The organism is Nonomuraea sp. NPDC048882 (genome assembly GCF_040649755.1).
Lineage (GTDB): Bacteria > Actinomycetota > Actinomycetes > Streptosporangiales > Streptosporangiaceae > Nonomuraea > Nonomuraea maheshkhaliensis.
The window spans coordinates 26,374-47,709 of sequence record NZ_JBEZGB010000012.1; the positions used below are offsets into that span (position 1 = coordinate 26,374).

15 protein-coding genes and 1 pseudogene are annotated in these 21,336 nt (G+C 71.3%); 2 read left to right on the forward strand and 14 right to left on the reverse strand.

All coding sequences use genetic code 11. From position 1 onward, the window contains the following. Positions 1–5: 5 nt before the first annotated feature. The 5 genes from AB0C27_RS36015 to AB0C27_RS36035 are packed head-to-tail and all read right to left on the reverse strand — an operon-like array spanning position 6 to position 7,183. Complete coding sequence (locus AB0C27_RS36015; protein WP_357853588.1) at positions 6–2,021, reverse strand: alpha-amylase family glycosyl hydrolase; 2,016 nt, start codon at positions 2,019–2,021, stop codon at positions 6–8. Continuing rightward, complete coding sequence (locus AB0C27_RS36020; RefSeq protein ID WP_346113939.1) at positions 2,018–2,359, reverse strand: STAS domain-containing protein; 342 nt, start codon at positions 2,357–2,359, stop codon at positions 2,018–2,020. The genes AB0C27_RS36015 and AB0C27_RS36020 overlap by 4 nt, the downstream gene beginning before the upstream one ends. 1 nt (position 2,360) lies before the next feature. Next, positions 2,361–4,754, reverse strand: a complete 2,394-nt coding sequence (locus AB0C27_RS36025; protein ID WP_357853591.1) for an AGE family epimerase/isomerase — start codon at positions 4,752–4,754, stop codon at positions 2,361–2,363. Positions 4,755–4,764: 10 nt separating this feature from the next. After that, positions 4,765–6,354 carry a thiamine pyrophosphate-binding protein gene (locus AB0C27_RS36030; RefSeq protein WP_357853594.1) on the reverse strand — a complete coding sequence of 530 codons (1,590 nt, stop codon included), beginning with the start codon at positions 6,352–6,354 and terminating at the stop codon, positions 4,765–4,767. A 4-nt stretch (positions 6,355–6,358) separates the two neighbouring features. Then, positions 6,359–7,183, reverse strand: a complete 825-nt coding sequence (locus AB0C27_RS36035; protein ID WP_357853597.1) for a type 1 glutamine amidotransferase domain-containing protein — start codon at positions 7,181–7,183, stop codon at positions 6,359–6,361. A 153-nt stretch (positions 7,184–7,336) separates the two neighbouring features. On the opposite strand from AB0C27_RS36035, the gene AB0C27_RS36040 reads away from it, so the two are divergent. Next, positions 7,337–8,965, forward strand: a complete 1,629-nt coding sequence (locus tag AB0C27_RS36040; protein WP_357853600.1) for an FAD-dependent oxidoreductase — start codon at positions 7,337–7,339, stop codon at positions 8,963–8,965. Here AB0C27_RS36040 and AB0C27_RS36045 read toward each other — a convergent pair. The 8 genes and pseudogenes from AB0C27_RS36045 to AB0C27_RS36080 all read right to left on the reverse strand — a co-directional run bounded on the left by AB0C27_RS36045 (position 8,950) and on the right by AB0C27_RS36080 (position 19,565). Then, complete coding sequence (locus AB0C27_RS36045; RefSeq protein ID WP_357853603.1) at positions 8,950–10,374, reverse strand: ATP-binding protein; 1,425 nt, start codon at positions 10,372–10,374, stop codon at positions 8,950–8,952. The genes AB0C27_RS36040 and AB0C27_RS36045 overlap by 16 nt on opposite strands. 362 nt (positions 10,375–10,736) lie before the next feature. Beyond that, a pseudogene (locus AB0C27_RS36050) lies at positions 10,737–11,585 on the reverse strand (transposase); the annotation flags it as partial. A 118-nt stretch (positions 11,586–11,703) separates the two neighbouring features. Then, positions 11,704–13,284, reverse strand: coding sequence for an FAD-dependent oxidoreductase (locus AB0C27_RS36055; protein WP_357853606.1), 1,581 nt, complete (start codon positions 13,282–13,284; stop codon positions 11,704–11,706). A 10-nt stretch (positions 13,285–13,294) separates the two neighbouring features. After that, positions 13,295–14,812 (reverse strand): GMC family oxidoreductase N-terminal domain-containing protein, encoded by a 1,518-nt coding sequence (locus AB0C27_RS36060; protein WP_357853609.1) that lies wholly within the window; start codon positions 14,810–14,812, stop codon positions 13,295–13,297. After that, positions 14,812–15,504 (reverse strand): EthD domain-containing protein, encoded by a 693-nt coding sequence (locus AB0C27_RS36065; RefSeq protein ID WP_357853612.1) that lies wholly within the window; start codon positions 15,502–15,504, stop codon positions 14,812–14,814. The genes AB0C27_RS36060 and AB0C27_RS36065 overlap by 1 nt, the downstream gene beginning before the upstream one ends. A gap of 14 nt (positions 15,505–15,518) precedes the next feature. Next, positions 15,519–17,144, reverse strand: coding sequence for an FAD-binding protein (locus AB0C27_RS36070; RefSeq protein WP_357853615.1), 1,626 nt, complete (start codon positions 17,142–17,144; stop codon positions 15,519–15,521). 18 nt (positions 17,145–17,162) lie between these two features. Beyond that, complete coding sequence (locus AB0C27_RS36075) at positions 17,163–18,485, reverse strand: Dyp-type peroxidase (protein ID WP_357853617.1); 1,323 nt, start codon at positions 18,483–18,485, stop codon at positions 17,163–17,165. A gap of 222 nt (positions 18,486–18,707) precedes the next feature. Next, positions 18,708–19,565: a siderophore-interacting protein gene (locus AB0C27_RS36080; protein ID WP_357853620.1), complete on the reverse strand. Its 858-nt coding sequence runs from the start codon at positions 19,563–19,565 to the stop codon at positions 18,708–18,710. A gap of 246 nt (positions 19,566–19,811) precedes the next feature. On the opposite strand from AB0C27_RS36080, the gene AB0C27_RS36085 reads away from it, so the two are divergent. Next, a complete protein-coding gene (locus tag AB0C27_RS36085) occupies positions 19,812–20,681 on the forward strand; it encodes a hypothetical protein (RefSeq protein ID WP_357853623.1) in 870 nt (289 codons plus the stop codon). 242 nt (positions 20,682–20,923) lie between these two features. On the opposite strand, the gene AB0C27_RS36090 is transcribed toward AB0C27_RS36085, so the two are convergent. Beyond that, the gene (locus tag AB0C27_RS36090; protein ID WP_357853626.1) at positions 20,924–21,244 is read right to left on the reverse strand and encodes a plasmid stabilization protein; all 321 of its coding nucleotides are present in this window, start codon (positions 21,242–21,244) and stop codon (positions 20,924–20,926) included. Positions 21,245–21,336 lie beyond the last annotated feature (92 nt).

Genomic DNA, 21,336 nt, shown 5'->3' on the forward strand with positions numbered 1-21,336 from the left:
TCCAACTAGTGCGTGACCAGGATCGCGACGCTTCTGGGGCCGATCACGAACCGCGTCTGGTCGGCCAGGGGCGGCTCGTGCCCCGGCTCGTGGGCGTCGTCGGGCGGCGCGGCGGCGGTGTCGGCGAACAGGTGCCAGGTCAGGCCGCGCGGCGGTGCCGGCAGTTCGAGGGCGTGCGCCTCCCAGTGGGAGTTGGCGGCCACGTACACGCAGTCGTCGCCGCCTCCGTCGAACATGGCGATCAGCACCCGGCAGTGCGCCGACCAGTCAGGCGACCACGCGCGCACCCCGTGCCAGTGCACCGAGCCGGGCGAGCCGCCCCGCAGCACCGGATGGGCGCGCCGGAAGGCGATGGCGCGCCGGGTGAAGCGGAACAGGTCGGCGTTCTGCTCGCGCAGCCCCCAGTCGAGCCAGGTCAGCGGCCCGTCGTGGCAGTAGGCGTTGTTGTTGCCGAGCTGCGTGCGGCCGATCTCGTCGCCGGCCAGCAGCATCGGCACGCCCCTGCTGGCCAGCAGGATCAGCAGCGCGTTCCTGGTCAGGCGGGCGCGGGTGGCCAGCACGGCCGGGTCGTCGGTCTCGCCCTCGTGCCCGCAGTTCCACGAGTGGTTGGCGTCGTCGCCGTCCCTGTTGCCCTCGCCGTTGGCGTCGTTGTGCTTGTGGTCATAGGAGACCAGGTCACGCAGGGTGAAGCCGTCGTGCGAGGTGACGAAGTTGACCGTGGCCGCGGTCCCCCTGCGGCTGTAGAGGTCGGGCGAGCCGACCATCCGGGTGGCCAGCTCGCCGGTGACGCCGAGGTCGCCCTTGATGTACTTGCGGATGGTGTCGCGGTAGCGGCCGTTCCACTCCGACCACCTGCTGTAGTCGGGGAAGCTGCCCACCTGATAGAGCCCGGCGGCGTCCCACGCCTCGGCGATCAGCTTGCAGTCGCGCAGGATCGGGTCGTAGGCCAGCGACTCCAGCAGCGGCGGGTTGTGCAGCAGCTCGCCGTCGGGGCCGCGGCCGAGGATCGCGGCCAGGTCAAATCTGAACCCGTCCACGTGGAACTCACTGGCCCAGTAACGCAGGCAGTCGAGCACGAACCCGCGCACGACCGGATGGTTGCAGTTGAGCGTGTTTCCGGTGCCGCTGAAGTTGTAGTAGTGCCGGTCGGGTGTGAGCATGTAGTACGTGACGTTGTCCAGGCCCTTGAAGCTGATCGAAGGACCGCGTTCGTCGCCCTCGGCGGTGTGGTTGAACACCACGTCCAGCAGCACCTCGATGCCGGCCCTGTGCAGCTCCTTCACCAGGTGTTTGAACTCGTCCACCTGCATGTGCTCGCGCCCGGTCATCGCGTACGACGCCTTCGGGGCGAAGAACCCGATCGGGCTGTAGCCCCAGTAGTTCACACCGGTGAAGATGTTGTCGCTCTCGTCGAACTCGAAGACCGGCATCAGCTCCACGCAGTTGACCCCCAGCTCCCGCAGATAGGGGATCTTCTCCACGAGCCCGGCGTAGGTGCCCGGCGCCGACACCCCCGAGGAGGGGTGCCGGGTGAAGCCGCGCACGTGCAGCTCGTAGATCACCAGGTCCTCGTGCGGCAGGCGCGGCGGGCGGTCGTCCTCCCAGTCGAAGTCGTCGAGGGCGACGCGGGAGCGGTGCCGGTAAGGGCCCGCGCCGGTCAGCATCCGCGCGTACGGGTCGCTGAGCACCTTCGTGGCGTCGAACCTGTGGCCGAGCCAGGGCTGGTGCGGGCCGTCCACGCGGTAGCCGTACTCGAGGTTCTCCACGTCGAGGTCGAAGACGGTCATCGCGTAGACGCTCCCCACCCGGAACGTCTCGGGGAAGGGCAGCTCGGCCATGGGCTCGGCCTCGCCCGAGCGGTACAGCACGAGCGTCACGGAGGTGGCGTGGTTGGAGAAGACGGAGAAGTTGACGCCTCCGGGCACCCGCGTGGCGCCGAACGGCAGCGACCGCCCCGCGCGGACGGGAAACCCGGAGATCCGCTGCGTGGGGTAGGCGTCGATCGGCTCCAGGGTCGTCATACCGTCAACGCCTCCACACCCTCGTCGACGGACTCCACCACGGTGAAGAAGCCGAGGAAGCCCGTCGCGTCCATGATCGCGCGCACGTCGGGGGTGAGCCCGGTGAGCGCGAGGCGCAGCGAGCCGCTCTGCGCGTGCCGGTAGATCAGCAGCAGCACCCGCAGGCCCGCGCTGGACATGTAGACCGTGCCGCTCAGGTCGAGCACGACCTGGCCCTCGCCGGGCAGCAGCGCCCGCAGGTCCTGCTGGACGCGCGGCGCGGTCTCGCTGTCGAGGCGGCCGTCCAGGGTGACGACCGTGACCCCGTTCCTGATCTGGTGCCGCAGTTGCATGCTCATGTCAGTCCTCCACCGGCGCGAGATGCGCGCGCACCGTCACCGGTGCCGCGGAGTCGGGCAGTTTGACGGTCATCGCCGCCGCGTCGAACAGCTGGTACGGCGTGCCGTCCACCTCCACCCAGTCCAGCCGGACCCGGCCGGGCGGCAGCGCGTCGGGCGCCACCCGCAGGACCCGGTCGGTGAACCCGTCGGGCCGCGGGCGGAAGTGCAGCGTCAGCGGCTTCCTGTCCAGCAGCAGCCGCTGGTAGACGGTGGCCAGGAAGCACAGCTCGGCGGCGTGGCACATGCTCATCGAGTGACTGCCCTTGAACCGCTCGGTGCCGAGCAGGTACGGGTGGCCGTCGGCGAGCACGTTGAAGTAGACGCCGCCCTCGTCGTGGTCGAGGAAGAAGGCGTTGTAGAAGGCGGCCGACTCGCGCGCCCGGCGCCGGAACTCCTCCCCGCCGGCCGTCCCGGCCAGGATCTGGTAGGCGAGGATGGCCTGCTCCTGCTGCCACCAGGCCTTCCTGTCGTGCCAGACGAAGCGGTGGATGTGCTCGCCGGGGCCGAGTTTGCGTTCGACCACGTCGTACCAGCCGCCGCGCTGCGGGTCGCTGCCGAAGGGCGGCATCTTCTCGCCGATCTCGACGGCCAGCTCGCGGTAGCGCTCCTTGGGCCTGATGGACATCATCCGCATCAGGTTCCAGGCGATCTTGAGGTTGTGGCCGACGACCGCGCGGTCCTGCTGCCAGTGCCAGGCGGTGTCCGGCGTCCAGTCGGCGTGGAAGCGTTCCTGCACGTACGGGCTGTCCTTGCGCGGCATGTGCTCGGCGATCAGGTCGAACGTCTCCTCCAGCATGTCGGCGTGCCGCTCGTCGCCGGTGGCCAGCAGCAGGTTGATCAGGTACGCGGGCGCGTGGTCGCCGACGGAGTTCCAGTTCTTCCTGGACCGGTTGGGGCCCAGGGACTCGTGGTGCGGGCTGAGCAGGATCGGGTCGATGTGGGAGTAGTAGCCGCCCAGCTCGGGATCGTGGAAGAAGCGCCGGAACAGGCGCAGGGTGCCGTCGATGTCGGACGCGATGCGCGGGTCGCCGGTCAGCCGGTAGAGCTGGGTGGGGCCGGCCAGGGCGTAGATCTGCTCGTACATCGGGATGGCGTCGTAGTCGTCGCCGAACTCGGAGGTGAACAGCTTGCGCTCGGCCCCGTCGCGCACCTCGACGCCGTGGTACCAGTAGACGACGTCCTCGTCGCGGTCCACGAAGCGCATGTGGTCGCGCAGGTAGGCGGCACCCTGCTCGGCGACGTCCAGGAAGTCCTCCTCGCCGGTCAGCATGTACGCCGACGACATGCCGTAGACCATGCGGGAGATCGTGTCGGTCTCCTGCACGACCTGCTCGCCCTTGTCGCCGCCGAGCCGCAGCTGCGTCCGGTAGGCGGCGTAGTCGATCGGGCCGTCGCCGAACTGGGCCTTGCGGTAGAACCGGCCCAGCTCGCGGATCTGGCGCACCCACCAGTCGGGCTGCTCGAAGGTGTACTGTCCCGGCTGCTTGCCGAGGAAGGTCAGCGCCTTGGCCTCGACGGTGTACGCGCCGCCCTCGGGATAGAAGATGCCGTGCGCGAACACGTAGCCGCCCGGGGTGAGCAGCTGGTCGAGGTGGCCGGAGGCGTCGAGATAGGGCTCGGACAGGTTGCGCAGGAACTGGGCGGAGGTGGTGCCGGTGAGCCGGACCTTGACCGCGCGGCCGTCGTTGGTGCGCAGGCCGATCACGCCGTCCGCGAAGCTGGTCACGTATCCGGCCACCAGGTCGGAGAAGGTGAAGTCGGGCCGGTAGGCGCGCTCGGCGGTGGTGTCGGCGGCGACCAGGTCGATGATCATGCGGGCGAACTCGGCGCAGTGGCCGGCGGTGCGGCCGGTGACCAGGTCACGGTCCACCACCACGTCCTGGTCGGTGTAGAGCGCCCCCATGTTGCGGGCGTCGCCGACCAGGTTGTTGTGGCAGGTGACGCGGCGGCCCTTGACCACCTCGGCGATGGGGGCCGCCAGCCACAGGCCGTGGCAGATGATGCCCTTGACGATGCGGCGGTCCGCGAAGGCCGCCTTGAGCAGGCGTACCGCGGGGGCGAGCTCGTGCACGTCCTCGGTGTAGCGCAACCGGTCCGACACCATGCCCGACGGCACGATCAGCACGTCGATGCCGGACAGGTCGGCACGTTCCAGGTCTCCCGTCACGGTGAACGGCTCCTGGAACTCGTGCCCGTGGAAGGTGAGGGCGTCCTGGCCCCACAACCGGGTGAGGAACTCCACCCGCGCGCCCTCCTCGGTGAAGCGCCGCTCGTAGTAGTGCAACTCCTGCTCGACGAAGTCGCTCTCCATCAGGATCGCGACGGTGCGGCCCGCCAGTCGCTTCTCACTCACGGTGTCCCTCTCACGTCGTCATCAAATGCACCAGAAACGGCCCCGGCTCGGTCAGCATGCGCCCGACGGCGGACTCCACCTGGGCGGGTTTGCTCACCTTGATGCCGGGGACCCCGAGGCTCCTGGCCAGCCGGACGAAGTCGATCTCCGGGTGGGCCAGGTCGAAGCCTTCGGGGTGGGGATGCGAGGCGATGCCGCGCTCGCGCCAGTACTGCTCCAAGTTGTCGTCGAGAAGCTGGTAGCGGCGGTTGTCGCAGATCACGAACCGGGCGGCGACGCCGTACCTGGCGGCGCTCCACAGGGCCTGGATCGTGTACATGCTGCCGCCGTCGCCGGTGAAGCCCACCACCTCGCTGCCGGGGCGGGCCAGCTTGATCCCGATCGCGCCGGGCAGGCCGACCCCGAGCGAGCCGCCCCTGGTCTGGAAGTAGGAGCCGGGCCGGCGCGGGGGGAGGTGCCGCAGCAGGGCGGGCGAGGCGGTCAGCGCCTCGTCGAAGAGCACCAGGTCCGCCGGGGCCCGCCGGGCCAGCTCGGCGGCGAACAGGTCCATCATGCCCGCCCCGTACGGCTCCGCCGCCGCCCGCTCGGGCAGGGGGCGCGCCGGGCCGAGCCGGGCGGCCAGGGCCGCCAGGGTGGGCTTCGGGTCGGCGGCCAGGGCGATCTCGGCGGGGAAGTTCTTGGCGATCTCGTAGTCGTCGAGGTCGATGTGCACGATCCGGCACCCGTCCGCGAAGGGGCTGCGCAGCAGCGGGAACACCTCGGGGAAGAGGTAGGTGCCGACGACCAGCACGGCGTCGGCCTCCGCCACCGCGGCGGCGCTGTGCTCGCCGAACATGTGGCCGAGGTCGCCCCGGTGCAGCGGGTGCGTGGTGTCGATGACCAGCTCGGAGCAGTTCACCGTCCACACCGGGGCGCCCAGCGCCTCGGCCACGGCGGCCAGCTCCGGCTGCGCGCCGGACACCGCGACGCCGTCGCCGGCCAGCACGACCGGGCGCCGGGCCGCGCGCAGCACGGCGGCGGCCCGGTCCAGCTCCTGCGGCACGGGCACCGTCGCCCGGCTGGGGATGGTGCTGGGCAGCGCGGGCTCGTCGGTCTCCGCGTCCAGCACGTCCATGGGCAGCGCCACGAAGACCGGGCCGCGCGGCGGCGTCATCGCCGTCTTGACCGCGCGGCGCAGCACCCGCAGCACCGAGCCGGGATGGGTGACCCTGGTGGCGTACTTGGTCACGGGCGCGGCCATCGCCACCAGGTCCACGGCCATCTGGCCGTCCATCGCCTCGTAGCGCACGCCGGCCTCGCCGGCGATCACGACGAGCGGCGAGTGGCCGCGTTTGGCCTGGTAGAGCATACCGACGGCGTTGCCGAGGCCGACGCCGGTGTGCAGCTGGACCAGCGCGGGGCCGGCCGTCGCCCGGGCGTAGCCGTCGGCGATGCCGAGCGCGGCGGCCTCCTGCAGAGCCAGCACGTACCTGAAGCCCGGCACCTCTTCCAGGACGTCGAGGAAGCCCTGCTCCACGGTCCCGGGGTTGCCGAACATCACGCCGATGCCGTCGGCGGCGAACTGCTCGAAGACGGCCCTCTTGGCCGGGCGGCTGCTCACGGATTCACCAGCCGTAGCGGCGCAGGCCGGTTTCGAGCACCTCGACCAGCTTCTCGCCGGACAGGTACGAGTCCGGCGTGGAGCGCCCCGTGACGAACGGGTAGTCGACGATGACCGAGGTCTCCTTGCCCACGTTGCCGTGGTAGCGGCCGTCCGGCGCGGTGGCGTCGCGCAGGATGTACTCCAGGGGGTACGGCGGCGGCCCCATGTTGAAGTCCACGCCGAGGAACCCCGTGCCGTCCTTGTAGTCGTACTCCTTGCAGTGGCCGGTGACGTGCTTGCCCCGCAGGATGCTCATGCGGTCCTCCCAGTCGCGGGCGAAGGCGAGGCAGGCGATGCCGTAGCACTCGGCCAGGATCGGCTTGCCGGCCCGGACGAAGGCGAGGATGAGGTCGTGCACGCGGCCGTTGTTGGCCAGGTCGACGATCGGCCCGCTGCCGCCCACGAGGACGAGGGCGTCGTAGCGGCCGATGTCGCGGTCCAGCCGGCCGAGCTCGCGGTAGTACGCCTCGACCTTGCGCAGGTGGCCGTCCTCGCTGTCGTACGGCCGTTCCGGGATCCATTCGGCCAGGCTGAGCGGGTCGTCGAGCCGGTCGGACTCGTCCACCTGCCGGGCGGCGACGGCCACCTCGGGGGTGGTCACCGAGCGGCCGAGCGGCGGGTCCACGTAGCCGGGGTCGAGGCTGGGCGGCAGGGCCTGGGGCCGCTTGCCGGTGGGAGTGGCGAACACGCTCCGGTAACCCTGCCTGTCGAAGGCGGTCAGCGGCCCGACGAGCTCTTCTCCCCAATATCCGAACTCGGAGAGAATAATAAGAATGGTGCGCGTCATACAGCGAATTGAAACAATCGCCGGGATTCACGGACAAGGCCGGCCCGCCTATTCCGTCAAGTCCGGCAAATGACCTGATACTTCGTCAGGTGTCCCGGGTGCGCTTCCCGAAAAAACGGCAGAATGGTCGTCAGCCGATTCTGGAGGGTCGTGATGCCCGAGCAGCACCGGCCGGTCCTGCTGGCCGTGGACGACGACGACCACGTGCTCCGCGCGGTCCGGCGCGATCTGTCCCACGCCTACCAGGAGCGCTACCGCGTCCTCGCGTCGAGATCGCCGGCCGAGGCCGTGCGCCTGCTCGACACGCTGCTCGACCGCCGCGCGGAGGTGGCGCTGATCCTGTCCGACCAGCGCATGCCCGGGATGACGGGGATCGAGTTCCTGGCCGCCGCGGCCGAGCGCTTCCCCACCGCCCGCCGCGTGCTCCTGACCGCCTACGCCGACACCAGCGTCGCGATCTCCGCGATCAACGAGGTGCGGCTCGACCACTACCTCGTCAAGCCGTGGGAGCCACCTGAGGAGCGGCTCTATCCGGTGCTCGACGAGCTGCTGGCCGACTGGGAGTCCGGCTACGAGCCGCCCTACCAGGGCATTCGCCTGGTCGGTCACCGGTTCGCGCCGGCCACCCACCGGCTGCGCGACCTGCTCACCCGTCATCGCCTGCCGTTCAGGTTCGAGGAGGGGCCGCGCGGCGCGGCCGAGCTGCCCGTGGTGGCGCTGCCCGACGGGCGCTCGCTGGTCCGGCCCGGGCACGCCGAGGTGGTCGAGGCGCTGGGCCTGGCCACGGAGCTGAGCCATCCCCACTACGACGTGGCCATCGTCGGCGGCGGCCCCTCCGGGCTGGCCGCCTCGGTCTACGCCGCCTCCGAGGGCCTGGCCACACTGCTGATCGAGGCGTACGTGCCGGGCGGCCAGGCGGGCACCTCCAGCAGGATCGAGAACTACCTGGGCTTCCCGTCCGGCATCTCCGGAGTAGACCTGACCAGCCGGGCGGTCACGCAGGCCCGCAGGTTCGGCGTGGACGTGCTCGCCCCGGTCGAGGCCGAGCGGCTGAGCCGGGCGGGGCGGGCGTGCGTGCTGCACCTGTCCGACGGCAAGGAGATCACGGCGGCCACCGTACTGCTGTCGACCGGCCTGTCCTACCGCAGCCTCGACGCCGCCGGCGCCGGCCGCTTCGAGGGCGCGGGCATCTACTACGGCGCCACGCTGACGGAGACCGAGTCGTGCGTCGGCAAGCCCGTGTGGATCGTCGGCGGCGCCAACTCCGCCGGTCAGGCCGCGCTGCACTTCGCCAAGCACGCCGGCCACGTCACCATGGTCGTCCGCGCCGCGAGCCTGTCCCAAGGGATGTCGGCCTACCTGGTGGACGAGATCGAGGCGGATCCGGCCATCACGATCATGACGAACACGCGGCTGGCCGGCGCCGAGGGCTCCGACCGGCTGGAGCGCATCGTGCTGCGCGACGGCGTGACCGGCGCGCTCAGCACGCACGAGGCCGAGCACCTGTTCGTCTTCATCGGCGCGAGGCCCAGGACCGAGTGGCTGGACGACATGGTGCGCAGGGACGAGCGCGGCTTCGTGCTGACCGGGCCCGACCTGGGGCCGGTCGCCGAGCTGCCCGCGTGGGACCTGCCGCGTCAGCCGCTGCTGCTGGAGACCAGCGTGCCCGGCGTGTTCGCGGCGGGAGACGCGCGGGCGGGCTCGGTCAAGCGGCTGGCCTCCAGCGTGGGCGAGGGCGCGATGGCGGTCTCCATGATCCACCGCTATCACGCGGAGAGCTGATCGTCCTTCCCATCGGGAAGGCGGCTCAGGGGGAGCCTGACCACGAAGCGGGTCTCCCCCGGGCGGGTGGTGACCTCCATCGTGCCGCCGTGCCGCTGCGCCACGATGTCCATACTGACGTGCAGGCCGAGCCCGGTGCCCTTGCCCAGCTCCTTGGTGGTGGTGAACGGCTGGAACACCGTGGGCAGCACGTCGCCGGGGATGCCGGGCCCGTCGTCGCGGAACTCCACCACGGCGTGGCCGCCCTCGCGGCGGGTGCTGATCGCCAGCTCGCCCTCGCCGTTCATGGCGTCCACGGCGTTGTCGATGAGGTTCGTCCAGACCTGGTTGAGCTCGCTGGGGAACGCCTTCATGTCGGGCAGGTCGGCGTAGTCGCGGCGCACCCGTACGCCGCGCAGCTTCGGCGCCATGAGCGCAAGCGTGGCCTCCAGCCCCTCGCGCAGGTCCACGTCGCGTTCCGGCGCCCGGTCGAGGTTGGCGTAGGCGGAGGTGCGCCCGACCAGCTCCACCACCCGCCGGCCCGCCTCGGCCGCGTCGCGCGTGAGCGAGGCCGCCCGCAACACCCTGGTCAGGTACGTCAGCGCCGGGCCGAGCGCCTCCGCCCGCAGCCCCGCGGCCAGCTCGTCGAGCCGGGCGGGGCACGCGCCGTGCTCGGCCAGGACGTCGCTCAGGTCGGCGGCCTGGGCGAGCCCGCGCGCCTCCAGCCAGTCGGCCACCTCGTCCGCCGCCTCCGCCTCGGCCAGCGGGTCCAGCGGCACCCTGGGCGTGAGCTCGCCCTGGGTGCGGGCGACCAGCCGCCACTCGGTGTCGTCGCAGGCCCGGCCCCACGCGACCGCGGCCTCGGCGAGCCGCGGCGTCAGGTCGCGCAGGTCGCGGGTGGCCCGCATGGCGGCCGCGGCCGGGTTGTTCAGCTCGTGCGCCAGCCCGGCGGCGAGCATGCCGAGCCCTTCCAGCATGCGGCTGCGCCCGGCCTGCCGTTCCATGGCGTTGATCCGCCCGGCCAGCACCGGGAGCAGCACCCTGGACACCGGCGGGCAGCGCTCCAGCATCTCGAAGAAGCCGTCCCTGTCGTAGGCGACGACCCGGGCGGGGCCCACGGCGAGCGCGCTGGCCAGGTACTCGCCGCTGGTGAGCAGCGGCAGCTCGCCGATGAACTGGTGCTCGATGCTGTCGCCGGTGTGCCTGGCCAGCACCTGCTCCCTGCCGCCGACCAGCTTGGTCACCACGATCTGGCCGCCGAGCAGCACGTAGAAGGCGTCGGCCGGCTCGCCCTCGGAGAACAGCGCGTCCCCGTCGGACAGCTCCATGAACCGGCCCGTGCGCGCCACCCAGTCGAGCTGCTCGGCGTTCAGGCCGCGGAACAGCTCGACGCCGCACAGCCGCTCGGTCACCCATGCGGGGACAGGCACAGGTCCTCCGCCTTCCTTCCGTCGCGGCCGCGCAGCAGCCGGTAGGCGTGGGCGGCGGACACCAGCGTGACGTGGTGGTGCCAGCCCTGGAAGGAACGGCCTTCGAAGTGGTGCAGGCCCGACTCCCTGGACACCGCGGACAGCTCGGACACCGCCCGGTTGCGCAGCTTGATCAGCCCCGCCAGGTCGGGCACGCGGTGGCGGCCCAGGTCGGTCAGCCACATGGAGCGGTTGCCGACGCTGCGCCAGCTGTGCACCGGCTCGTACGGACGCGGCAGCGCCCGCCCCGACACCACCTGCAGCCGGGGCCTGGCGGGCTCCAGCACCGGGCGGACCACGGCGCCGGGGCCGATCGAGGGCATGGTGTGCCGCGAGACCCGGACCAGGTAGGGCAGCCCGCGCTCGGCCAGCCCGCCGAGCAGCGACTCCACGCCCGGCATCGCCCTGGCGTCGGCCACGATGGGCGCGGGCGGCAGGCCCCAGTCGATCACCATCTCGTCGATCGCCTGAAGCAGGTGCCGCCAGGCCGGCCGGCTGCGCTCCCGCTCGGGGAGGCGAGCGCCGCTGCGCAGCTCCTCGTCGTCGTCCCACGAGCGCGGCAGCAGCAGCCGCCAGTTGACCGGGCAGCCGCCCTCATCGCCCACAAGTACGACCGCCAGGCCGAGCTGGCAGTTGACCAGCCGGCCGGCGGAGTGCACGAACTGCCTGGCCACGCCGACCGACTTGGAGCCGTTCTTGGGGAAGACGACCTCTTCGAGCACCCACGCCTTGGGGCGGACGGCCTGGACGAGGATCTGCGCCAGGCGCTGCCGGACGAGCCGCCAGTCCCAGGGGCTCTGGTTGACGAACTGCTGCAGGCACTGGTCGACGGGCCGTCCCGTCACCTGCTCGGAGATGCGCCGGATCGATTTGCGGCCGGGCACCGAGAGCAGTCCTTGAACGTACACCTCGCCCCAGCGGCGCTGGTCGGAACGGAGGAAGGAGGAGAAGAGATCCTCACAGAATGGTGAGAGCCATATCTCCTGCGAGTCCAATTCCGTATAGATGGTCATACGACCAACCCCTAAATATTTCGAGCTTTCCCCCTTTTCATCATTAATTATCGGAATCTCCGGGGCGGGGTGACAGGACGAGCTTATGCTGGCACTGCCACTTCTATATATGACGGTCAGATGTCGTCCCGCCAACAAGACGTCCGGCCGGACGGACATCCGGCGGCAAGACGTCTCACCGGCGAAAACGCCTGTCCGGCAAACGTCTCACGGGCACGACGTCGAGCCTCATGGACCGGTCCGGACCATGAGGCTCGACGTGTGGGTGCCGGTGTGTTCAGTCGCCGCCGGTGATGAAGCTAGCGGCACGCTCGGCGATCATCACGACCGTGGTGTGCGGGTGGGCGCTCACCAGCGTCGGCATCACGGAGGCGTCGGCCACCCGCAGGCCCTCGACGCCGCGCACCCGCAGCCGCGGGTCGACCACCGCGCCCGCGTCCGAGCCCATCCGGCACGAGCCGGCGAAGTGGTAGTAGGAGCCGGTGTTGGCCTTCACCCACGTGCGCAGCTCGGCGCGGGTGGTCACGTCAGGGCCCGGCGCGACCTCGGTCAGCCCCCATTCCTCGGTGAACGCCTTGGTCCGGTAGAGGCCCCTGGCGATCTCCACGACGGTGACCGTGCGTTCCAGGTCGTACGGGTCGCCGAGGTAGTCGGCGTTGATCAGGGGGTGGGCGGCGGGGTCGGGGCCGGCCAGGCGGACCCAGCCGCGTGAGACGGGCCGCACCAGCGCGGTGAGGCTGAGGATGACGTGCGGGTCCACCAGCTCCCGTACCGGCGCGATGGGTTTGCCCGTCTGCACGCGGCGCACCACGTTGGCGAAGAACTTCTCGCCGAACGGCGCGCGGTGCACCAGCGCCACCTCCAGATCGGGCACCGGCAGGCCCTCCTCGGACCCGCAGAACACGGCGACCTCGGTCACCTGCCCGCGCGGGTCGTCGCCCGGCTTGGCCATGTAGCCGATCGGCCCGATGACCAGGGGGTGGTCCTGGAAGTTCGCGCCGACTCCCGGCAGGTCGGCCAGCACGGGGATGCCGTGCTCGGCCAGGTGCGCGGCCGGTCCGAGGCCGGACAGCATGAGCAGCTTGGGCGACTGGATGGCGCCCGCGCAGAGCACGACCTCGGCCTCGGCCCGCGCGGTGTGGGTGGCGCCGTCGCGGGTGTACTCGACGCCCGTGCAGCGCCCGCCGTCGAACAGCAGCCTGGTGGCCGGGGCGGCGGTCATGACGGTGAGGTTGGGGCGGCCGAGCGCGGGGTCCAGGTAGGCCTCGCGGGCGCCGTGGCGCAGGCCGTCCTTGATGTTGACATGGTGCCAGCCGGCGCCGAACAGGCCGGCGTTGAAGTCGTCCAGGCGGGGGTGGCCGAGCTCCACGCAGGCGTCGATGAACGTGCGCGAGACCGGATTGCCGGTCTCGGCCGCGTCGGCCACGGTCATGGGGCCGTCCTTGCCCGCCGTGGGGTTGTGCCCGTCCCGCTGCGCCTCCAGGTGCTGGAGGGTCGGCAGGACGTCCTCGAACGACCATCCTGGGCAGCCCTGGTAGGCCCAGGAGTCGTAGTCCTGCGGCCGGCCCCTGGTGTGCATCATGTGGTAGACGTTCGAGCCGCCGCCCAGGCCGCGCCCGGCCGCGCTGTAGACGCGGGATCCGCCGAGGCCCGGCTGAGGCTCGCTCATGTACGCCCAGTCGAGGTCGGTCAGCAGCACCTCGTTCCACCGGTGCGGGGTCCTGACCGCGTCGGTGACCTGCGCGTCGCCGGCCTCCAGCAGCAGCACCGAGGCGCCGGGGTCCTCGCTGAGCCGGGCGGCGAGCACGGAGCCGGCCGCGCCCGCGCCGATGACGATGTACCTGTAGCTGTCTGCCACGGTCGGCTCCTTAGGTGAGCAGGTCGGCCGCGCGCTCGCCGATCATCATCGTGGCTGCGGCGGTGTTGCCTGCGGGGATGGTCGGCATGACGGAGGCGTCGGCGATCCGCAGCCGGTCGGCGCCGTGCACGCGCAGCTCGGGGTCGACCACGGCCATCGGGTCGCGGCCCATGCGGCAGGTGCCCACCGGGTGCCACACCGTGCTCGCCGTCGCGCGGACGTAGGCGCGCAGGTCCGCGCCGTGTCCCGGCGCGCTCTCGCGCTCGCGGAAGGCGGACATCGCCTCGGTGTGCGCCAGCTCCCTGGACAGCTCGATCCCGCGGACCAGCGCCCTGAGGTCCTCCTGGTCGCGCAGGTAGCCGGGATCGACGAGGGGCGGGTCGCCGGGGTCGGCCGAGCGCAGGGTGAGCGTGCCCCTGCTGCGCGGCTGGGCGAGCACGGGCGCGAAGGTGAAGACGGGCCCGTCCACGCGGTAGGAGTCCTCGACGAACTGCACGGGGCCGAACAGCAGTTGCAGGGCCGCGTCGTCCGGCGGGAACAGGCCGGCCTCCGCCAGCAGCTCGGGCGGCGGCAGCTCGGTGCGGCAGGTGTAGGCGACGCCGAGGATGAGGTGGTCGTGCAGATTCGCGCCGACGCCCGGCAGGTCCACGGCGGTGGCGAGCCCGTGGCGGCCGAGGTCGGCGGCGGCGCCGATGCCGGACAGCATGAGCAGCTTGGGCGTGGCCAGCGCGCCGCAGGAGACGATCACCTCGGCAGCCGCCTCGGCCCGGTGCGTCACGCCGTCGCGCACGTACTCCACGCCCGTGGCCCTCGTGCCGTCCAGCAGCACGCGGGTGGCCACGGCGCCGGTCTCGACGGTCAGCCGCGGATGGCCCCTGAGCGGGTCGAGGTAGCCGTAGGCGGTGCTCGACCGTTCCTCGTCCTTCGTCCTGGTGGACTGGTAGGCGAACGCGCCCTCCTGGGCCGCGCCGTTGTAGTCCCAGTCCTCGCCGCCGGGGTAGCCGAGCTCGCGGGCGCCCCTGATGAAGGCGCGCGACACCTCCGACATCCGCGACAGGCGGGCGACCTTCATCGGGCCGCCGGTGCCGTGGTAGGCGTCCTGGCCGTGCTCGTGGTCCTCGGCCCGTTTGAAGCAGGGCAGCACCTGCTCGTACGACCAGCCGTCGTTGCCGAGCGCGGCCCAGTGGTCGTAGTCGCGGCGGTTGCCCCGTACGTACAGCATGGCATTGACGCTGGTGCCGCCGCCGAGGGCCTTGCCCTGCGGCAGCGGCACCGAGCGCCCGTCCAGCCCCTGCTGCGGAACCGTGAGGTACGGCCAGGTGACGTCCGGGTCGCCCCACAGGGAGGTCATGCCCGGAATGCCGGTCTGGCGCATCGCGGGGACGTCCGCGCCGCCCCCCGCCTCCAGCAGGAGCACGCGGGCCTGCGTGCGCTCGACGAGCCGGGCCGCGACGATCGCGCCCGCCGCGCCGGCGCCCGCCACGACGTAGTCGTAGCCGTTGTCCGGGCTGTTTTCTGGGCCGGACATCAGCGGCTCTCCGGCCCGATGATCCAGTGCTCGGTGGTGACGAGCCGATGCACGTAACGCGGTTCGACGAACGACTCCATGTCGGCCTCGGCCTTGGCGAACTCGGCCGAGGCGAGCGCCGCGGCCAGGTCGTCGCGGCTGTCGAAGGAGAGCAGGTAGGCGGCGTCCAGCACGGCCTCGCCGATGCCGTACGCGCCGTCCCTGACGTGGCACTGCAGGTAGCGGCGCAGGCCGGGCATCCGCTTGACCAGGTCGGCGTGCGCGCCCAGGCTGCGGCTCCTGAACTCCGCCAGCGGCACGCCTTCCTTCCGCTTGACCAGCACGATCAGCTTCACGTCTGTCGCGCTCGCGAGCTCGGGTCCTGCGACCACCTCGTGGGCGTCGGTGTCGAGCACGACCGTGCGCCAGAAGGCCGCCCAGCGCGGCTCGTCCATGCGCGCGCCCTGCAGGAACTCGGGCGTCTGCAGCGATTCGAGCTGCTCGCGCTCGTCACGCAGCCAGATCTCCGCGACGCCGCTCCACAGCGGCTCGCCCTCGCCCGGCCAGAACGGGATCCGGGTGTCGATGAGGTATTTCCTGATCTGGGGGATCTTGGAGGCGTACTCGACGGCGTGCACGTTCAGCCAGTACTGCTGGAACTCGTGTTCCGTCATTCCCGGCTTGGGGGCAGCGAAGATGAGTTGGTGGATCACGATGTCTTCCTCCGTCACTCGGCCGCGGTGATCGACTGCGCGTGCCTGAAGACGCCGCGCGGGTCGTAGGCCGCCTTGACCCGCTGCAGCCGGGGGTAGTTGTCCTTGTAGTAGAGGGTCTGCCAGGGCACCCCCGAGCGGTTGAACGCCGGGTCGGTGATGTCCGGGTCGGGGTTGTTGATGTAGCAGCCGTCGGCCTGCTCGCCGGGCACCGGATAGCCGCCGGTGGCCGACCAGACCGCGCCGTACAGGTCGCGCAGCCAGCCGATGTTGGCCGCGTCGGCGGCCGGGTCCTGCCACTGCGTCTCGAACAGGGTCCAGAACGCGGCGTCGCGGTGGGCGAGCGCCGTCCGCGTGGACGGCACGGCGTTGATCGCGCCGCCGCTGAACCCGGCCAGCGTCACCGCCCCCGCCGGGTTGGCGAAGTCGGTGCGGGTGAGCGCGTCGTACATCGCGCCCGCCTGGACCGGCATGTACGACTTGCGCAGGTACGCCGACTTCGACGACCCGCGCAGCGTCGGGTTGATGAACGACGGGATGCTGGCCGCGATCAGCCTGACCGCGTGCAGCCAGGGCAGCTTCTGCGCCGGCTGCGCCGCCACCACCGCGTCCACGCCGAGCCCGCTGGTCAGCGCCGCGAGGTAGCCGCTGAGCAGCGCCTCGGCGCCGGGGGCCGCCGCGTCGACCTGGGTGAGCAGGAAGACGTTCTGGGCCGAGCGGTGTGCCAGGGACGCCACCCCGGACAGTGCCTTGGCCGGCGAATTCGGGGCGGCGGCGGATTCGTACCAGGCGCCCCAGTTCGTGACCAGGGCGGTGAACTTGGTCCGGTCCAGCATGCTCCACGGGATGCCGACGGCACTGAGCAGCACGTCCTTCGGCGGGTTGACGAGCAGCCCGCCAGGGTCGGCGCCGGTGCGGCCCGGCGTGCGGAACCAGAACTTCGTGACGACGCCGAAGTTGCCGCCGCCACCGCCCGCGCACGCCCACCACAGGGCGTGGTGCGGGTCGTCCGGGTCCCTGGTGGCCACGATCGCGCGGGCGGTGCGCGAGCGGTCCACGACCACCACCTCGACCGCCGCCAGATGGTCGATCACGGCCCCGAACTGCCGGGACAGGAAGCCGTAGCCGCCGCCGGTGGCGTGCCCGCCGATGCCAACCGTCGGGCACATGCCGCCGGGTATGGTCACGCCCCACTTCTTGTAGAGGGTCTCGTAGACGTTCGACAGCCGGGCGCCGCCCTCGACGGCGAACGCGCCGCGCCGGGTGTCGAAGTAGACGTCGTTCAGCCCGGCGAGGTCGATGACCACCTTGACCTCGTCGTTGAAGACGAACGGAGCCAGGCAGTGGCCGCCGGAGACCACCGAGACGCGCCGGCCCGTGTCCACCGCCTCCTGGACCGCCGCCACCACCTGCTCGGTGGAGCTGACCACGCGGACGTAGTCGGGCCGGCCGACCCAGCGCTGGTTGTAGCCGACGGTCAGTTCCTGGTAGCGAGGGTCGTTCGGGTACACCGTCGCGGGGGCGGCCACCGGGCCTCTGTCCCGTACGGAAGCTCTGGTTTCTGCGGCTTTGTCCACCGCCGCCGCGCCTGCGGCGGCCGCGGCGCCGCCCAATAATCCACGCCTCGACAGGCCTTTCATGGATCGTTCCTCCTCGCCCTATTGGTCGTCCACGAGCCCTTGGCCCAGGTAGCCGTCACGGGCGCCGGGCAGCGCGTAGAAGAAGCCCCCGCCCTCCGGCCGGGTGAACGCCTCCATCGGCTCGCCCCGCAGCCGTTCCTGGGCCTGAAGGAAGTTGACCAGCCTGCGCTGGTAGCTGACGAAGACCAGGCCCTGGTCGAGCAGGCCGTCGGCGTCGAGCCCGCGCGAGTAGTTGAAGCCCCTGCGCAGCATCGCCTTCTCCGGGCCCGCCGTGCGCGGGTTGGCCAGCCTGATGTGCGCGTTCAGCGGAATGCGCTCGCCCCGGGGGTCGTCGGCGTAGCGCGGCAGGTCCGTCTCCTTGGAACCGTCCAGGGGCGCGCCCGAGTCCTTGCGGCGGCCCATCACGCGTTCCTGCGCGGCCAGCGAGGTGCGGTCCCAGCGTTCGACGAACATCCTGATCAGGCGGACGGCCACGTACGTGCCGCCGAGGGCCCAGGCGGGCTCGCCGTCGCCGGCCCCGACCCAGACCGCCCGGTCCATCAGCGCCGCGTTCCCGGCGTCGGGGTTGCCGGTGCCGTCCTTGAAGCCGAGCAGGTTGCGGTTGTCCGTCGCGCCCGCCGTGGCGACCGGGTCGGGGCGGGCGAAGCCGTCCTGGGACCAGGCGAGCCTGAGGCTGTCGCCGGCCGCCATCGTCAGGCGGCGCAATGCGTGCAGGCACACGTCGGGGTGATCGCCCTGCACCAGCACCAGCAGGTCGCCGTGGGTGCGCGCCGGGTCGAGCCGGTCGTTGGCCAGCACGCCCATCGGTCGCAGCTCGGCGGGGCGGCGGTCGGCCAGGCCGTACCTGCCGTCGAAGAGCGAGGCGCCGACGCTGAGCGTCACCAGCGCCGGCTGGTCGCCCTGGCCGAGCAGGAGCGAACTGTCGGACGGGGGCAGCGTGGCGGCGTTGGGGGCCGGGGCGCGCCCGGCCATGAGGGCGTCCATCTCGTCCGACAGCCTTCGTAACGTTCCCGCCAGCACCTGCCGGTCGCGGTCGCGGCAGTGGAACGCGGCCACCAGGCAGGCGAGCGCCGGTCCGGTGAGGACGCCGGGCTGGTGCTCCCCTCGGAACGATCCTCTCGGGACCCGCCCGTTGCCCGCTCCCCCGGCGGGTGCTCGCCCGCCCCAGGCACCGGCGGCGGCCTGACCGCCCGCCGCCGGGCCTGCCGGCGGGCCCGTCCATGGGCCCGTCAGCAGGGTCGCGCCCGCCGCGCCGGCCGCCAGCCCCGCCCCGCCGGTCGCGGCGGCGCCCAGGAACGCGCGCCGCGACGGCCGGCTCCGCTCTCCGTTCTCCTCAGCCATGTCGCATCGACTCCACGTGGTGGTCAGAACCCCCTCATGGTGTCCTGGGCCACGGCGGAGAGCGCCGAAATGGGTTGGAGTCCGTTATCTCCGGCCCGGTCAGGCGGGTGACCTCACGAAGTACCGCGCTCGGCGTTGCCTTTCCGTCCGGCCGATGAGAGATCGCCGGGCGGCCACGGCCCGATCGTGGCGCGCGTCGTGCGGGCGCGTCGTGCGGGCGCGTCAGGCGGCCGAGCCGCTCATCGCCTGTGCCTCCTCGTCCTCGACCTGCCGGTTCCACTCCCCCTTCGAGGACTGCCACCCGTCCTCGTCGCGGCCGAGCCGCCAGTAGCCGGAGATCGACAGCTGCTCCAGCGGCACGCCCCGCTCCACCCGCAGGTACCGGCGCAGCTCCTTGACGAAGGTCGCCTCGCCGTGGACGAACGCGTGCACCGTGCCAACGGGGAACTCCGCCGCGCGTACCGCGTCCACCAGGGCCCGGCCCACCTGCCCGCCGGAACGGTGCAACCAGACGATCTCGGTGTCACCGGCGGACGGCAGCTCCTGCTCCTCGGCCGCGTTCTCCACCTCGATGAAGACCTTGGCGGGCGCGCCGGCCGGCAGCCGTTCCAGCGCGACCCCGATGGCGGGCAACGCGCTCTCGTCGCCGGCGAGCAGGTGCCAGTCCGCCTCGGCGCTCGGCGCGTAGGCCCCGCCGGGGCCGAGGAAGCGCAGCACGTCGCCGGGCGCCGCCCGCATCGCCCAGGGTCCGGCCAGGCCCTTGTCCCCGTGGCAGACGAAGTCGATGGTCAGCTCCCGTGTCAGGGGGTCCCAGCCGCGCACGGTGTAGGTCCGCATGACGGGCCAGTGCTCGCGGGGCAGCTCCTCCCGGATCGCGCCCAGGTCGAACGGCTCCGGATAGGTCACCCCCGGCACGGGGAACAGCAGCTTGACGTAGTGGTCGGTGAACTCTCCCGCGGTGAACCCGGCGAGCCCGTCGCCGCCGAGCACCACCCTGATCAGGTGCGGGCTGAGCCGCTCGGTCCGCCGGACCACGCAGGTGGTGCAGGTGGGCGTGCGCCGTGCCGATTCCTTCGCCATGGGGACTCCCCGTCTCGCGGTGATGTCGCAGTAATTAGGTAAGCCTAACTTAACCACTTGGCCGACGCCGGAACATGAGCACCCCTCGCGACATACCCTCACATATCTCCGAAACTTCCCGAAATGTCAGGAGTTTTGACACAGACATGTCACGATCGCGGTAACGATTGGTTGCCATGTCCTCATGCTCTGTTATGGTCCCTCCTTGTCCCCATTTGGGGCAACCTTTACTTCCCTAGGAGGAACATGCGGAACGCGAAGAAGGTAACCGTCCTCACTGCGGCCGTGGCGACCGCCACTGCGCCTTTGCTGGCCTTCGCCACCCCGGCGATGGCCGCTCAGCCCGCCGCGACCGCCACGACCGTCCAGGCCCAGCCGCTGGAATGGCTCTCCCTCGACGCGCTCACCGGCTCCAAGCTGGTGCAGCGGGTCAAGGACCTGCTGGGCAAGGGCTACGTCCCGACGTCCTTGAACGTGACCAACGCGGCCAACCCGCTGTACACGACCCTCTGGACCAAGGACCCCGGTCGCAAGGTCAACGTGCTGCAGGGCATCAAGGGCACCGAGCTGACCAAGCGCATCCAGGAGCAACTGGCGGCCGGCTACCAGCCCAAGCTGATCAGCGGCACGGGCACCGGCGCCGGCGCGGTCTTCGCCGGGGTCTTCGAGAAGACCACGCAGCTTGTCAAGTCCCAGGTGAGCCTGACCAAGGAGACCTTCACCAAGGTCAACCAGGAGCTCGCCACCGCCGGCTACAGCCTGGCGTCGCTGGACGTGTACGGCACGGTGGAGCGGCCCCTCTACGCGGCCGTCTGGATCGCCGGCGCCGCCACGGGCACCCTCCAGGTGACCCTCGGCCAGACCGTCACGGAGCGCGGCAAGGAACTGCTGACCAAGACGAGGCAGGGTCTGCGCCCCGTCCTCATGGCCGTCGAGCCCGGCAACCTCTACACCACCGTGTGGGGCAAGGGCAGCGTGAGCGGCATCAAGGAGTACCTGAACCTGTCGAAGACGACTTACACCATCAAGTCGGCCCAGATGAAGCTGCTCGGCTACAGTCCGCAGATCCTGAGCGCCGAGGACGGCGTCATCGCGTCGATCTGGACCAAGGGCTAGATGTTCTTCCGGTGACTTCCCGGTGACGTGAGCCCGGACAGCACCCCTCCGCCGTTTTCGCGGTCTCGTCCCGCGGTGAGCCACGCGCGAAAGCCGTCACGGAGGGACGTGCGCCGGTGACTCACGGCACCGGGGAGCATTGGGGAGCATCGAGGAGCGCCGCGACGTCGTCCGGCACGCCCGCCGCCGTGACACCCGGTGTCGCGGCGCCGGCCGCGTTGTGGGGGGTTGGGCGCCCCGGATCATCCGAGGGCTTTCTCCAGCTGCGACTTGCTCATCTTCGAGCGGCCCTTGATGTCGCGCCGCTTGGCCTCGGCGTAGAGCTGGTCCCTGGTCCGGCCGGCCGCCCCGGTGTGCGAGCGCAGCCCGCCCCTGCGGCTCGACGACATGTCCGCGGTGGAGGTCTTGCTGGCGGTACGCGACTCGCCCGCCCTGGCTCGTTCCTTGTTCACCGTACGGGCGGCGATCTCCTTGGCCCGTTTGCCGCTCTCGCCGCGTTTCTTGGCACTGTCCTTGACGTGCTCGTACTGGCGTTCCCGCTTCTTGCTAGAACCGCGAGCCATGGTGTCCCCCATTTCGTGAGATGACGCGTTTGGACGGCATCTACCCACCGGAGCAACACGAAACGGACGGCCCGTATCAAACAGCCGGAACT